Raw genomic sequence first — 13,333 nt, 5'->3', positions numbered from 1 at the left:
TCCGATCGCCTTCGCAAAGTAGCCGGCGGTCCGGACGATCACACCCGGCCCGATGTCCCGCCCTCGCCAAAAATCCCGGTCACCCAGTCGATGAACACGCGTACCCGTGGCGCGAGCTGGCGGTTCTGTGGGTAGAGCGCCGACAGCGGTGTCGGCGACGGCGGGTAATCCGGCAGCACTTCGACAAGCGTGCCGCGTGCGAAATCCCCGGCGAAGCGGTAATGCGGCGCCTGCACCAGGCCGAAGCCGAGACGCGCCAGCTCCGCCATCGTGTCGGAGCCGTTGACCGTCACCCGGTTCGGCAGCGTGACATAGCGCAACGCGCCGCCAACGGTGAATTCGAGCGGCATGACTTCGCCGGTGCGCGACGAGCGGAAGCCGACCATCAGATGGCCTTCCAGATCGTCGGGGGTTGCCGGCATGCCGTGCTTTTCGAGATAGGCGGGGCTGGCACAGGTGACTTCGCGCAATGTTGCCACCCGCCGCACGATCATACCGCTGTCGGCCTGTTCGCCGGAACGCAGCACGCAGTCGATGCCCTCGCGCACCAGATCGACCAGCCGGTCGCCGTCGCCGATATGCAGGTCGATCCCGGGGTAGCGGTCGAGGAATTCGGTGAGCCGCGGCAGGATGAAATGGCGGGCCATGAAGCCGTGCACGTCGATCCTCAAAAGGCCTTGCGGCTGCGCCGATTGAAAGCCGGCCTCGGCATCTTCGACATCGGCAAGGATGGCGAGGCAGCGCTGGTAATAGGCCTGGCCGTCCAATGTCGGCCTGACATGGCGCGTGGTGCGTTCCAGCAGCCTCACCCCCAGCCGCGCCTCGAGATCCTTGATCGCCTCGGTGGCGCTCGATCGCGACATCGACAGATCGGCGGCGGCCGCGGTGAAGCTGCCGCGCTCGATCACACGGGCAAGCAGGCGCATCCGGTCGAGACTGTCCATCGCCATTGTTCGCCATATCCGAATGGTGTTGGCAAGTCCCGAGCGATTATCCCGCAGGATTTATCGCCTATTTTCAGCGGACAAGAATTGGAGAGCTGACATGACTGCGCGGAATGCAAAGGTGGCGCTGGTAACCGGCGCCTCGAAGGGTATCGGCGCCGAAATTGCCAGAAGGCTGGCACGCGACGGCTTTTCGGTCGTCGTCAACTATGCCAGGGGCGCCGAAGCAGCCGAAGGCGTGGTGCGCGGGATCGAAGCGGCGGGCGGCACGGCGATCGCCGTTCAGGCCGATGTCGGCGATCCCAAAGGCGTGGCGCATCTGTTCGACGCAGCCGAGCAGGCGTTTGGCGGCCTCGACGTGCTGGTCAACAACGCCGGCATCATGAAGCTCGCGCCGATCGCGCAGATGGACGACACCGGTTTTGAGCAGCAGGTCGCGGTGAACCTCGGTGGCGTCTTCCGCGGCATGCGCGAGGCCGCAAGAAGGCTGCGCGACGGCGGCCGCATCGTCAGCTTCTCGTCCAGCGTGGTCGGGCTCTACCAGCCGACCTACGGCGTTTACGCTGCCACCAAGGCCGGCGTCGAGGCGATGACGCATGTGCTGGCCAAGGAACTCGGGCCGCGCGGCATCACAGTCAATGTCGTGGCGCCGGGGCCGGTGGCCACCGAGCTGTTCCTCGGCGGCAAATCTGAGGCACTGGTCGAAACGATCACCAGGATGATCCCGCTGGGGCGGCTCGGCCAGCCCGCCGACATCGCCGGCGTGGTGTCGTTCCTGGCCGGACCGGACAGCGGCTGGGTCAACGGCCAGGTGCTGCGCGCCAATGGCGGCACGGTCTGACTTTATCTCCAACAACCAACAGGGAATCGACATCATGCCGTTTGCAAACTTCAAGGTGCCTGAGCGCGCGCTGTCCGCCGAACAGAAGGAGGACCTCGTCCACAAGACCACAGCCCTGTTCGTCGAGATGTTCGGCGAAGGCGTGCGCCCCTACACGATGGTGCTGATCGAGGAGGTCGCCGATGGCGGCTACGGCCGCGCCGACGTGGTGTTCACGATTCCTGGGGCAGGATAAAATCCTGAACCCCAAGCACGGTCTTCACCCGCTCGAGCGCCAGCTCGTCATGAAGATTTCGATGGAAGAGACGTTGCAACAGGTGCCAAGGCCGCGCAGCGACGAGACGCGCAACGGCATGTCGGCAACGAAATGCCAGTTCACCCGCTGGTTCGGCGCGAACAGCTTCGTCAATCATGTGATCGCTTCAACTGCCGCGGCCGCGAGCGAACGCGGGTTCGGGGACGGCTAAGCTGCCGATGCCCTTCTTTGAGGGACCGTCAAGGGAGAGATTGCAGCATGGCGGTCGCGCGCTAGATCGCTGGCAGAGGCTAACGCGAGGCCAGCCATGGACGATTGGAAGCTACCTTGGGACGGCGGTTGCCTATGCGGCGGGATACGCTTTCGCGTAAGTGCGCCGCCTTTGCTGACGATGGCGTGTCACTGCACCGGCTGCCAGAAACTGAGCGCCAGCGCGTATTCCTTGACCATCGCCGTGCCGAGCGACGGTTTCGCCGTCACCCAAGGCGAGCCGGTGGTCGGCGGCCTGCACGGCCCGCACCGGCAACTCTACTGCCCGCATTGCAAGAACTGGATGTTCACGCGTCCGCATGGCCTGGACTTTTTCGTCAACATTCGCGCGACCATGCTGAACGAGCACCATTGGTATGTGCCCTTCGTCGAAGTCTTCACGTCGGAAAGGCTGCCCTGGGCTTCGACCGCCGCTACCCACAGTTTCGCTACGCAACCCGACCTTGAGGGATACGGCCCTTTGATCGAGGCTTTCGCCCGCGAAGCGGCGCGGCCAACCTGACTGGTTGGCGCCCGGAGGCGGCGCCAGTTTTCGTGCTTCACCGCAACTCCACCCAGACAGGCGCGTGGTCGCTGGCGCCGGTCTCGCCACGCACGTCGCGGTCGATGCCCGCCGCGACCAGCCGGCGCGACAGTTTCTTCGAGAGCAAGATATGGTCGAGCCGCAGGCCGGCATCGCGCGGCCAGCGATTGCGGCGATAGTCCCAGAATGTGTAGAGCGTCTCCGTCGGGTACTTCTTGCGCAGCGCGTCAAGCCAGCCTTGGTCGAGCAGGCGCTGGAACGATGCGCGGCTTTCCGGCTGCACCAGCGCGTTGTCGTCATAGGAGCGGGTCGGGTAGATGTCGCGCGCCTCGGGCACGATGTTGTAGTCGCCGGCCAGCACCACGGGCAGGCCGGTATCGAGCAACTGCGCCGCATGCGCCTCCAGCCTTTCGTGCCAGGCCAGCTTGTACTGGAATTTCGGGCCGGGCTGCGGGTTGCCGTTCGGCGCGTAGAGCGAGGCGACGACGATACCGTTGACCGCCGCTTCGATGTAGCGCGCCTGCTGATCGCTATCGTCGCCGGGCAGCGCCTCGCGGGTCAGAACGGGTTCTGAGCCACGCGAAAGGATGGCGACGCCGTTCCAGGTCGGCTGCCCGACCCAAACCGCGCCGTAGCCGGCGGCCGCCAGCGCGGTGCGCGGAAACTGCGTCTGTCTCGCCTTGAGCTCCTGCAGGCAGGCGATGTCGGGTTTGGCGGCGGCCAGCCATGCGAGCAGGTTCGGCAGCCGGCTGTTGATGTTGTTGACGTTGAAGGTGGCGATCTTCATCGGCCTGCTTCAGCGCACGATGCGTTCGGTCCACGCCTTCACCGCATCAGCGAGCGTCGTCAGATGATCGGCGGTGGAGAAGCCGGAGATGTTTTTGCGCGGCTTCAGATCATGGTCGCCATCTTCCAGCCAGAGAATCTCGATCGCCTCGGACAGAGCATAGGTCGCGACCTCGTCTTTGGTCCCGAACTCGTCGCGCGTGCCCTGGAGGATCAATGTCGGCGTCTTGAGATCGGCGAGGTGCTTTGTCCGAAGCTGCGTCGGTTTGTCCGGCGGATGGAAGGGATAGCCGAGGCAAAGCAGGCCCGAGATCTCGCCCTTCGAAAACATCTCGTCGGCGATCATCGAAGCGACGCGTCCGCCCATCGACTTGCCGCCGATGATGAGCGGCCCCTCCACGCCCTTCGCCCGGAGGTCGGCGATCGCCTTGATGTATTCCGGGTTAACCGTCTCGGCGCGCGGCGGCGGCTTGCGATGGCCGTAGCGGCGGGCGGCCATGTAGTGGAATTCAAAGCGCGCGACGCGGAAACCGGCCGCGGCGAGCGCTTTTGCCGTGGCTGTCAGCGAGGGCGAGTCCATAGGAGCGCCTGCGCCATGCGCGAGCAGGATGGTGATGGCGGCGGTGTCTGGGCCGTCGAAGAGGAAGGTGGTCATGGCAGCGGGTAAATCGGTGCAGGAAGAGAGCCGACTGCGACGCTGCCAATCTCCCCCCTCGTGGGGGAGATGCCCGGCAGGGCAGAGGGGGGCGTGAAGAAATGCCAGCCTCCGGTCGACCTTCTAGGCGGAACCACGCTCTGCAATTGATCGACCTGTCGGCGGGACAGCGCCCCCCTCTGTCCTGCCGGACATCTCCCCCACAAGGGGGGAGATTGGCTGTCATCTCGGCCTTCGCTAATCATCGTCACCCCGACATCCGCGCCAGCTGCAAATCGACGAACTGTATCCCCTTGGCCGCCATACGCGCCCATTCGGAATTGGCGTCGAGTTCGAGGTAGCGCACCCAGCGACGCCGCGCCTCGGCGAAATTGCCGGCATCGAACTCCAGCCTCGCAAGGTTGAACACCGCGTCGGCATAATTGGGATCGAGTGCGATCGCCTTCAGCAAATGGCGGCGCGCCGAGGGTACCCGCCCCTCTTCGCTCATCAGCCCGGCAAGATTGAACCAGGCTTCTACGAAGCCGGGGTCGCACTTGATGGCGCGGGCATAGTCGTGCGCCGCCTCGGCCGCGTGGCCGGCCGCGCGCAGGCAGTTGGCGCGGTTGAAGGCGGCGATGGCATCGCTCGGGTCGATGGCCAGGCAGCGCTGGTAGAGTGCCGCCGCCTGCTCGTGGTCTTCAGCCTCTTCCGCCGCCTCGGCATCGGCGAACAGCTCTTCCAGCGTGTCGTCATCCCGCGTTCCCAGATCGAACAGCAGCTGGCCGTCAAGTTCGCTCTGGCCTCCCTCGAGATAGATCGCGTCGGCCCTCCCATGCTGCGAGCCGACGGCGAGCGACTTGGCGGTGAGCGAGGCGACCGGGCCCGAGCGATGCACAGAGCGCGCGATCGCCCCCCACGAGGCGCCGCCGGCAACCAGCCCGGCATATTTGCGGGCGAGGATCAGGTCGCGAAAGGAATACGGTTCGCAATCATGCTCGAAGGCATCGAACAGCGACAAAAGGTCGAAATCCGCGCCGGTCAGCCGCGACTGGTCGATCAGCGACTGCCGCGACAGCGCCGAAGCCTCCGGCGCTTTCATCAGCCCGAGCAGGCGCAGGAAGCCGTTCTCGCTGACCAGCTTGCGCCCGGCCGCGCGCTCGGTGACGACGCGGCGTTCAATCTCGGTATCGCCGGCCCTGGCGAGCAACATGCGGCCCAACACGACATGTGTGGTGCGCCGAGTGACGCCGCGCCGCAACTGGCCGTGCCGGCGCTCGACCTCACGCGCCGCCAGCCTGAGCGGGAAGGCCGCCAGCGCGCCGACGATGCCGAAGACCGTGCCGGCGAGAGCCGTCACGCCTTGCTCTTGCCGACGGCTTTGAGAAGGTTCGCCTTGAGCGGGTTTTCCTTGGCCGCGGCGGCGCCGGCCTTGGCGGATTTCGCCGCGGGCTTGGCCGTTTCATCGGCCTTGCTCTTGGACTTGGCCGGCGGCTTGGCCGATTGCGACAGGCTCGCCTTCAGCGCATCCATGAGGTTGATGACATTGCCGCGCTCAGGCGCCGCCGCGATGATAGGCTTGTGGCCCTTGAGCTTCTCGCGGATCATCGCCATCAGCGCGATCTCGTAGCGGTCCTCGTAATTCTTTGGATCGAAGGTGGTTTCCTTCTGCTTGATCAGCGCTTCGGCCAATTGCAGCATTTCGGGATCGGGGTTTCCGGCCGGGATATTGCCGAAATATTCAGCCGTGCCACGCACTTCGTTCGGATTCCTCAAGGTGCAGACGAACATGCCGTTCTCGCGCGCGCCGATCGTCACGACGCGCTCGCGGCTGGACAGCACAAGGCGGGCGATCGCCAGCTTGCCCGATTTGCGCATCGCTTCGCGCAACACGGCAAAGGTCTCCTCGGCCATTGCGCCATCCGGCGCCAGGTAATAGGGCGCGTCCTGATAGATGACGTCGACCGAATGCTCGTCGACAAAAGCCTCGATATTCATCGTATGGTTGGATTCGATGCGCACCGCATCGAGATCGGAGTCCTCGATGATGATGTACTGCTTGTCCTCGTATTCGTAGCCCTTGACCAGGTCCGAACGCTCGACCAGCCCGAGCTCGGGGTCGACCGGCTTCATGTTGATGCGGTTGTGCGTCTTCTTGTGCAGCTGATTGAAGCTGATGCGCTCGCTGGCGCTCGTCGCCGGATAGAGCCGGACCGGACAGCTGACCAGACTGAGCTTGAGGTAACCTTTCCAACTTGCCCTGGGCGCCATGAAATACTCCTACGCGGCCTTGTGCTGTCGAACTGTTCGCAGCGTTCATTCGTCCGGAGGACGAACGGGACTGCCGAAATCCTACATTGCCCTTACAATACCGGGCCCTTACAATACCGGCAAATCCCTAGCGAAATCTTCCTCCGCTGAGAGCCGCCTGCATGCAAGAGGTCCACGGCGAAGAATAATTCAAATTTTCCGGAGCGTCGATGGAGTCTGGGAGCCCGCAGAACTACCTCGCGGTGGCTATCAACGGCAAATCCCGGGCGAAATCTTCCATGTCGGCCCAAGGGTCGCCGGACGTCGCCAGCAGACCCGGCAGTGACGAATAATTCAGATCCTGCGGGGCGTCGATGGATTCCAGGTCGCTCCAGCTCACCGGTGTCGAGGCCGGCAAATTGGTGCGGGCGCGCAGCGAATAGGGAGCCGCCGAGGTGTGGCCGCGCGCATTGCGGTGAAAATCGATGAAGATGCGCCGCTTGCGGTTCTCCTTGCCCATGGTGGTGGTGAAAGTGTCGGGCGCGGTGGCGGCAAGATGCGTGGAGATGGCGCTGGTCGCCTGGTGCAGTTTCTTCCAGTTCTGCTTTTGTGTCACCGGCACGGTGATGTGGATGCCGTGGCCCCCGGAGGTCTTGGCGAACGGCACCAGCCCTAGCGCTTCGAGCTCGCTGCGAATATGCACCGCCGCCTCCACCACGTCGCGCCAGGCGATCCCCTCGCCCGGGTCGAGATCGAAAACGATCAAATCCGGCTTGTCGAGCCGCGTGCGATGGGTGCCCCAGGTGTGGAACTCGACGACGCCGAACTGCGCCAGCGCCAGATAGCCCTTGGCGTCTTCCACCGAGAGATAGGATTTGGTCTCGCCCTCGGAGTTGGTCGCCTCGAAGGTCGCCACGGAGGACGGCATGCCGGTGAAGGCATGGCGCTGGAAGAAACAGTCCTGCGGCCTGCCGGTCGGGCAGCGCACCAGCGACACCGGCCGGCCGAGAATGTGCGGCAGCATGAAATCGCCGACCAGCGCGTAATAGACGGCAATGTCGAGCTTGGTCGGGCCGGTCTTGCCGAATAGCCGCCGCGTCGGGTTGGTCACCCAGATGGTTGCGAGGTCGGCCTCGGCGATCAGCCGCTTGCGCTTGGCCGAAACCGGCGTCGACAGGCCGACGTCGCGCAGGCCGCGGAACACGGCATGGCGCAGCGCATTGTCGGTGGTCCGGTTGGCGTAGTGGATATGCGCCGAAAGCAGCGGCCGCACCCAGTTCATCTCGCGCATGATTTCGCGCGGAACACCTTCCGGCGCGGACGCCCCGGCGCGCAACGGCTCCAGCCGCGCCAGCAACTCGCCGGCGGTGGCGGCGTCGAAGCCGGTGCCGACCTTGCCGCGATAGTGCAGCTCGCCATCCTCGAATTCGCCGAGACCGAGTGCGGCCAGCCCCTCGGCCGCGTCGGAGACAGTGTAGCCGGCGATAACGAAATCGCCGGTCTGAAGCGCCTTGGTCTTGGTCCAGGTCTTGGTGCGGCCGCTCTGGTAGACCGCCGTAGCACGTTTCGAGACGACGCCCTCCAGCCCCATTTCCGATGCCTGGTCATAAAGCGCCTGGCCGTCGCCCTCGGCGTGATCGCTGTACTGGATGGCGGAGTTGGCGCCAAGACCGGACAGCAGCTGCGAAAGCAGCGTCTTGCGCCGGCGGAGCGGCACTTGCCTCAGGTCCCAGCCGTCGAGATAGAGAAGGTCGAAGGCATAGAAGTGGAGCTTGTTGCCGGCGCCTTCGGCCAGCGCATCCTGCAAAAGGGCAAAGCGGCTGATGCCCTTGGCGTCGAGCGCGACGACCTCGCCGTCGATGATCGCCTCGCGGCAGGGCAGCCTGGCGAAGGCAAGCGGCAGGTCGCCATAGCGCTTCGTCCAGTCGAGGCCGGCGCGGGTGATCAGCCTGACCTTCTCGTCGGAAACATGCGCCATGGTGCGGTAGCCGTCGAACTTGATCTCGTGCAGCCAGGCTTCGCGCGTTTTTTCCGCGGGACCTTCGCCGCCCGGCGGTTTCGAAACCTGCGTCGCCAGTTGCGGCTCGATGCGGGTGGGCGGCGGCGCCTTGACGGCACCCGGCAATGCACCTGGCTTCAGCACCACCGGCTTGGCAGGCTTGGCGGCCGGCTTCGGCGTTGCCGCCAGTTCCTCGATGCGGCGTCCGGATTTGACGCTTTCCGGCCGGGCTTCCAGTATGTCGAGCTTGGCGTCGGCGGCCAGATCACGCTCCTTGAACAGCAGCCAGTTCTTCTTGCCCTCATCCTCGCCGGGCTTCGGCTTCAGCCGCGCCAGCATCCAGCCGCCATTGAGCTTCTCGCCGGCTAGCCGGAACTTGAAGGAGCCGGTGCGCAGGCTCTTCTCGACGTCGTCCATTGGCGCCCAGATGCCGGTGTCCCAGACGATCATCGGCCCGCCGCCATATTCGCCCTCGGGAATGACACCTTCGAAATCGATATATTCGAGCGGATGGTCCTCGGTCTCGACCGCCAGCCTTTTGTCGGCCGGATTGAGCGAGGGGCCGCGCGGCACCGCCCAGCTCTTCAGCACGTCGCCGACCTGGAGGCGAAGGTCGTAGTGGTCGGCGGTGGCGTGGTGCTTGTGAACGACGAAGCGGTTGCCTTCCCCGGCAACCAGCCCGCCGGCGGGTTCCGGCGTCCTCGTGAACTCGCGCTTCGCGCGATAGGCCTTGAGCTTCGAAGGAGCTGGCATGGACTAGACGTAGGTGGCGGGCAAAAGCAACGAGCGCAGCATCAAAATCCCATCGCAGCGGCGCTCCAATGTCACGGCATCGATCCCAGGGTCTCCGCGACGCAGCTTCGCTCCTGCTCCGCCCTGGGATGACGAAGATGGGAGGTCACGCCGCTCAATCGTCGGTGGCCGGTGTCAATTCGAGTTCGGCCGGCGACAGGCCCTGCTGCAGCTGGCAGAGCCGGAATTCGTCGACCCAATAGGCCTCGCCATCGACCAGCACGCGCGCGCTGTAGCTGCCGGCCGAAAAACGCTGCGCGGTGATGTAGACCTTGTGGCGGTCGAGCGCCTTGCGCACCGCGGCGCGCTTGGATTTTTGGCTGGTAGCGGAACTGGCCATGCAATTTGCTCATACACGCAGAGCCGCAAGACAAGACGGCCGGCTCAAGGATGGCTGAGACGGGGTGTCGTGTCAATTTCGGCGAGCGAGCGTCCCACGACCGCCGGCGCATAGTGCCCGACGTCCATATATCGGGACGTGACACTTCCCCGGACTGGATGAAGCATCCCTCGAATGGATGAAGCTAAAAGCTCGAATTTATGCGTAGGCTCGTGGTGCACGTCTTCCAGTTGGCGTCGCGGGATAGCAAGCCCCCGACCGAGGTCGCTTTTTTGACGAACGGAAAACGGACAGACATTGGCCTCAAAGCTGCGGTTCCACCTGCAAGCGGCGCCGAGTTGCTGAAATCCAGGGGCTGGTTTCGTGTCAAATGGCAAAAAATACTCTTGGCTAGTATGTTGATCGTCGGCGCGACAATTACGCTCTCGACTGCGTCCGCAGTTGAGATCGAAAAGTTGCGGCAGCAGGCGACCGCCGATCACACGGAGCTGGTGAGCGAAGCCGCCCAGGCGGCTTCGACGGATGCCGCCCCGCTCGATCGCCAGCTGGCCGAGCTCGCGGCTGAGATCGAAAAGCTGCGGCAGGACGCGACGATCGACCGCGCGACTGTAGCGCAACTGCGGACGCAGGTGAGCGAAGCCGCCCGGGCGCCGCCACCGGATTCGGCTACGCTCGATCGCCAGTTGACCGAACTTTTGGGTCAGATCGAAAAATTGCAGCAGGTGGCGGCGGGCGACAGCACGAACCTCCCCCAGTTAGTCGAAAAGCTGCGGCAGGACGCGACCGCCGACCGCGCGGCAGTGGCGCAGCTGCGGACGCAGGTAAGAGAAGCCGCCCGGGCACCGCCACCGGATGCGGTTACGCTCGACCGCCAGCGGACTGAACTCGCGGCCGAGATCGAAAAGTTGCGGCAGGGAGCGACCGCCGACCGCGCGGAGCTGGCGCAGTTGCGAGCGCAGGTGAGCGAAGCCGCCCGGGCGCCTCCGCCGGATGCGGTTGCGCTCGATCGCCAGCGGGCAGAGCTCGCGGCCGAGATCGAAAAGCTGCGGCAGGCGGCGACCGCCGACCGTGCGGCCGTGGCGCAGCTGCGGATGCAGGTAAGCGAAGCCGCCCGAGCGCCTCCGCCGGATGCGCTCGACCGCCAGCGGACCGAGCTCGCGGCCGAGATCGAAAAGCTGCGGCAGGCGGCGACCGCCGACCGCGCGGAGCTGGCACAGCTGCGGACGCAGGTGAGCGAAGCCGCCCGGGCGCCTCCGCCGGATGCGCTCGATCGCCAGCGGACCGAGCTCGTGGCTGAGATCGAAAAGCTGCGGCAGGACGCGACCGCCGACCGTGCGGCCGTGGCGCAGCTGCGGACGCAGGTAAGAGAAGCCGCCCGGGCACAGCCACCGGATGCGGTTACGCTCGATCGCCAGCGGGCAGAGCTCGTGGCTCAGATCGAGAAACTGCGGCAGGCGGCGACCGCCGACCGCACGGAGCTGGCGCAGTTGCGAGCGCAGGTGAGCGACATCGCTCGGGCACCGTCACCGGACGCGGCCGCACTCGATCGCCAGCGGTCCGAGCTCGTGGCTCAGATCGAAAAGCTGCGGCAGGCGGCGACCGCCGACCGTGCGGCCCTGGCGCAGCTGCGGACGCAGGTGAGAGGAGCCGCCCGGGCACCGTCACCGGATGCGGCCGCACTCGATCGCCAGCGGGCAGAGCTCGTGGCCGAGATCGAAAAGCTGCGGCAGGACGCGACCGCCGATCGCACGGAGCTGCGCAGTTGCGAGCGCAGGTGAGCGACGTCGCCCGGGCGCCGTCGCCGGATGCGGCCGCACTCGATCGCCAGCGGTCCGAGCTCGTGGCTCAGATCGAGAAATTGCGGCGGCAGGCGACGGACAATCATGCCGGCATGGATCGCCTTGAAAAGCAGATGGATCGCCTTGAAAAGCAGTTTGCTGAAGCATTTCAGCCTCAAGAGTCGCCTCAGCCTCAGTCTACCGCAACCATCGGCATATCGCCTGATATCGTTCTGCCCTCAGATACAACTCCACGAGTCATTCTGCGCTTTGCGCGTAACCGCGATTCCGCGCGAACACGAGCGGCGACCCTTGAGCGGAGTCTGCGAGCTCAGGGTCTCGACGTCGTAAAATCTGGCAATTCACCCACAAGCTCTCGGGCAAACGAAGTCATGTACTTTTATAATGAAGATCGACCAAGCGCAGAGCGTATAGCGGCTGGGCTTGTGGAAGCTGCACTCATCCAGCGCGCATTTGCGGACGATGGTTCACTCCCCCGCCCCGGAACTATCGAAGTGGTAATCGGGCGGTAACTAGTAAGGTAGCGCAAAACAGGAGTCTGATATGAACCTCAGTTGCTTTGTTCGCCATCTCGCCTTTATTATCCTGCTGGGAAGCACATCTGCTTTCGCGCAAACAGATCCGCCTTCGCCCGCGACGCCGGAAAGCGCGAAACCACAAAGTGGACCGGCCCCATTGGTCATCCATTTCGGCACCGGCAGCAGCACAATTCTTCCCAAGGACAGAGAAGTCCTCGATCAAGCGTCTCGCGCGTTCAACGAGGGCAAGCCGCAAGTCATGATCGTTACTGGCAGTGCCGATCGTGCCGGACCACCAGCGCAGAACCTCTTGCTTTCTCAGCGCAGGGCGACAGCGGTGCTGAAAGCTTTGCTCGATCGCGGACTTCCGGTCGACCGGTTCCAGGTCCTGGCGAAAGGCGAAACAGAACTCGCGGTTCCGACCGAAGAGGGTATTGCCGAACCTGAAAACCGTCGTGTCGAGATCACCTGGCGCTAACGCCGTGCGCCGCTTCGTGACCGCGGCCAGTCTATTGCTCGCGTTCGCACAGTCGGTGACGCCGGCTAGCGCCGAGGATCCGAGTGCTTTGTTTCGCGAGGCACTGCGACAAGACTTGATGGGCGGGCCGACAGGTGCTCGGCTCGCCTTCGACATGTACCGCCGTGCTGCAGAAGCGGGTCTGCCCGAAGCACAATTCAATGTTGCCATCATGCTTGACAGCGGCCGCGGCGTGTCCCCGGATATGGCGCAAGCCGCCACATGGTACGCGCGTGCGGCCTCTCATGGCATTCGAAGAGCGGCATATAATCTCGGCCAGCTTTACGAGGCAGGGCAAGGCGTTCCGCAAAACGTCGATCTCGCCCGTGCGTGGTTCAAAGCATCCGGTCTCCCGGCTGCTCGCGCGCACCTGACTGCCATTCGCTCTGGTGGCGCAAAGGCCGCGACGCTTTCCGCTCCAATACTCATCGCGCCTACATATGGCGAGTTGATTGGCTCCAGCGCAAATAGTGTCGAGCTAGTGTGGACGGCACGCCAGCAACCAGAGGGAGTGCGCTTCTTCGTGGAGTTGCTCGCACTTGTGCCATCTGGTTCAAGTGAGATCTATTCCGGCTTTGTCGATATTTCGAGCCTGAACGTGGCTCTCTCAAGTCATAAGGGAGCCTTCGCATGGCGCGTGCTCGCCGTGGCACGAAGGGGTGGCCGCTACGCTGCCAGCGATTGGTCTTATATGCGCACCGCTGCCAACTGATGGTGTGATTGGTGGCGATCGCATCAATCAAGGCCACGGGTGGTCCGAAGCTAGTAGCTGCTTCTGGCCTTTCCGGCCCGGACCACCCGCCTGCTTGCGTCCTTCCCAAGAGCGGACACTGTAAGCGCATCGATGCGGCGCACTTTGACCTG

At 64.5% G+C, this 13,333-nt stretch carries 15 protein-coding genes; 8 read left to right on the top strand and 7 right to left on the bottom strand.

Annotated elements, in window-relative coordinates; all coding sequences use genetic code 11:
- Window positions 1-38: 38 nt before the first annotated feature.
- Window positions 39-944, bottom strand: a complete 906-nt coding sequence (locus NKH98_RS20130; RefSeq protein WP_352705293.1) for a LysR family transcriptional regulator — start codon at window positions 942-944, stop codon at window positions 39-41.
- 100 nt (window positions 945-1,044) lie between these two features.
- Between NKH98_RS20130 and NKH98_RS20125 the strand changes: the two genes are divergently transcribed.
- The 4 genes from NKH98_RS20125 (at window position 1,045) to NKH98_RS20110 (ending at window position 2,813) form a co-directional block, all read left to right on the top strand.
- Complete coding sequence (locus NKH98_RS20125) at window positions 1,045-1,785, top strand: SDR family oxidoreductase (protein WP_352475535.1); 741 nt, start codon at window positions 1,045-1,047, stop codon at window positions 1,783-1,785.
- 34 nt (window positions 1,786-1,819) lie between these two features.
- Window positions 1,820-2,020, top strand: coding sequence for a tautomerase family protein (locus NKH98_RS20120; protein ID WP_254819641.1), 201 nt, complete (start codon window positions 1,820-1,822; stop codon window positions 2,018-2,020).
- Complete coding sequence (locus NKH98_RS20115) at window positions 1,968-2,252, top strand: hypothetical protein (RefSeq protein WP_352900915.1); 285 nt, start codon at window positions 1,968-1,970, stop codon at window positions 2,250-2,252. Before NKH98_RS20120 ends, NKH98_RS20115 begins: the two co-directional genes overlap by 53 nt.
- A 96-nt stretch (window positions 2,253-2,348) precedes the next feature.
- Window positions 2,349-2,813, top strand: a complete 465-nt coding sequence (locus tag NKH98_RS20110) for a GFA family protein (protein WP_352900912.1) — start codon at window positions 2,349-2,351, stop codon at window positions 2,811-2,813.
- Window positions 2,814-2,850: 37 nt separating this feature from the next.
- Here NKH98_RS20110 and NKH98_RS20105 read toward each other — a convergent pair whose 3' ends face one another.
- The 6 genes from NKH98_RS20105 to NKH98_RS20080 all read right to left on the bottom strand — a co-directional run bounded on the left by NKH98_RS20105 (window position 2,851) and on the right by NKH98_RS20080 (window position 9,635).
- Window positions 2,851-3,621 carry an exodeoxyribonuclease III gene (locus NKH98_RS20105; protein ID WP_352900909.1) on the bottom strand — a complete coding sequence of 257 codons (771 nt, stop codon included), beginning with the start codon at window positions 3,619-3,621 and terminating at the stop codon, window positions 2,851-2,853.
- Window positions 3,622-3,630: 9 nt separating this feature from the next.
- A complete protein-coding gene (locus tag NKH98_RS20100; RefSeq protein ID WP_352900906.1) occupies window positions 3,631-4,275 on the bottom strand; it encodes an alpha/beta hydrolase family protein in 645 nt (214 codons plus the stop codon).
- Between the two features lie 247 nt (window positions 4,276-4,522).
- Window positions 4,523-5,614, bottom strand: coding sequence for a tetratricopeptide repeat protein (locus tag NKH98_RS20095; protein ID WP_352900903.1), 1,092 nt, complete (start codon window positions 5,612-5,614; stop codon window positions 4,523-4,525).
- A complete protein-coding gene (ku, locus tag NKH98_RS20090) occupies window positions 5,611-6,525 on the bottom strand; it encodes a non-homologous end joining protein Ku (protein WP_352807142.1) in 915 nt (304 codons plus the stop codon). The genes NKH98_RS20095 and ku overlap by 4 nt, the downstream gene beginning before the upstream one ends.
- Before the next feature lie 232 nt (window positions 6,526-6,757).
- The gene (gene ligD, locus NKH98_RS20085; RefSeq protein WP_352900901.1) at window positions 6,758-9,256 is read right to left on the bottom strand and encodes a DNA ligase D; all 2,499 of its coding nucleotides are present in this window, start codon (window positions 9,254-9,256) and stop codon (window positions 6,758-6,760) included.
- Between the two features lie 154 nt (window positions 9,257-9,410).
- The gene (locus NKH98_RS20080; RefSeq protein WP_352900898.1) at window positions 9,411-9,635 is read right to left on the bottom strand and encodes a hypothetical protein; all 225 of its coding nucleotides are present in this window, start codon (window positions 9,633-9,635) and stop codon (window positions 9,411-9,413) included.
- 395 nt (window positions 9,636-10,030) lie between these two features.
- Between NKH98_RS20080 and NKH98_RS20075 the strand changes: the two genes are divergently transcribed.
- The 4 genes from NKH98_RS20075 (at window position 10,031) to NKH98_RS20060 (ending at window position 13,181) form a co-directional block, all read left to right on the top strand.
- Window positions 10,031-11,413 carry a coiled-coil domain-containing protein gene (locus NKH98_RS20075; RefSeq protein WP_352900896.1) on the top strand — a complete coding sequence of 461 codons (1,383 nt, stop codon included), beginning with the start codon at window positions 10,031-10,033 and terminating at the stop codon, window positions 11,411-11,413.
- Complete coding sequence (locus NKH98_RS20070; RefSeq protein ID WP_352900893.1) at window positions 11,410-11,946, top strand: LytR C-terminal domain-containing protein; 537 nt, start codon at window positions 11,410-11,412, stop codon at window positions 11,944-11,946. The genes NKH98_RS20075 and NKH98_RS20070 overlap by 4 nt, the downstream gene beginning before the upstream one ends.
- Before the next feature lie 163 nt (window positions 11,947-12,109).
- Window positions 12,110-12,430 carry an OmpA family protein gene (locus NKH98_RS20065; RefSeq protein ID WP_352900891.1) on the top strand — a complete coding sequence of 107 codons (321 nt, stop codon included), beginning with the start codon at window positions 12,110-12,112 and terminating at the stop codon, window positions 12,428-12,430.
- Complete coding sequence (locus tag NKH98_RS20060; RefSeq protein WP_352900888.1) at window positions 12,387-13,181, top strand: tetratricopeptide repeat protein; 795 nt, start codon at window positions 12,387-12,389, stop codon at window positions 13,179-13,181. The genes NKH98_RS20065 and NKH98_RS20060 overlap by 44 nt, the downstream gene beginning before the upstream one ends.
- Window positions 13,182-13,333: the final 152 nt, after the last annotated feature.

This window comes from Mesorhizobium sp. M0833, assembly GCF_040319905.1.
In the GTDB taxonomy this organism is placed as follows: domain Bacteria; phylum Pseudomonadota; class Alphaproteobacteria; order Rhizobiales; family Rhizobiaceae; genus Mesorhizobium.
Note: the sequence above shows the minus strand (reverse complement) of the source record. Positions and strands in the feature narration are given on the sequence as shown.

Coding starts and splice junctions, on each gene's coding strand:
- NKH98_RS20130 (WP_352705293.1), bottom strand. CDS start 944: ATGGACAGTCTCGACCGGATGCGCCTGCTTGCCCGTGTGATCGAGCGC.
- NKH98_RS20125 (WP_352475535.1), top strand. CDS start 1,045: ATGACTGCGCGGAATGCAAAGGTGGCGCTGGTAACCGGCGCCTCGAAG.
- NKH98_RS20120 (WP_254819641.1), top strand. CDS start 1,820: ATGCCGTTTGCAAACTTCAAGGTGCCTGAGCGCGCGCTGTCCGCCGAA.
- NKH98_RS20115 (WP_352900915.1), top strand. CDS start 1,968: ATGGCGGCTACGGCCGCGCCGACGTGGTGTTCACGATTCCTGGGGCAG.
- NKH98_RS20110 (WP_352900912.1), top strand. CDS start 2,349: ATGGACGATTGGAAGCTACCTTGGGACGGCGGTTGCCTATGCGGCGGG.
- NKH98_RS20105 (WP_352900909.1), bottom strand. CDS start 3,621: ATGAAGATCGCCACCTTCAACGTCAACAACATCAACAGCCGGCTGCCG.
- NKH98_RS20100 (WP_352900906.1), bottom strand. CDS start 4,275: ATGACCACCTTCCTCTTCGACGGCCCAGACACCGCCGCCATCACCATC.
- ku (WP_352807142.1), bottom strand. CDS start 6,525: ATGGCGCCCAGGGCAAGTTGGAAAGGTTACCTCAAGCTCAGTCTGGTC.
- ligD (WP_352900901.1), bottom strand. CDS start 9,256: ATGCCAGCTCCTTCGAAGCTCAAGGCCTATCGCGCGAAGCGCGAGTTC.
- NKH98_RS20080 (WP_352900898.1), bottom strand. CDS start 9,635: ATGGCCAGTTCCGCTACCAGCCAAAAATCCAAGCGCGCCGCGGTGCGC.
- NKH98_RS20075 (WP_352900896.1), top strand. CDS start 10,031: ATGTTGATCGTCGGCGCGACAATTACGCTCTCGACTGCGTCCGCAGTT.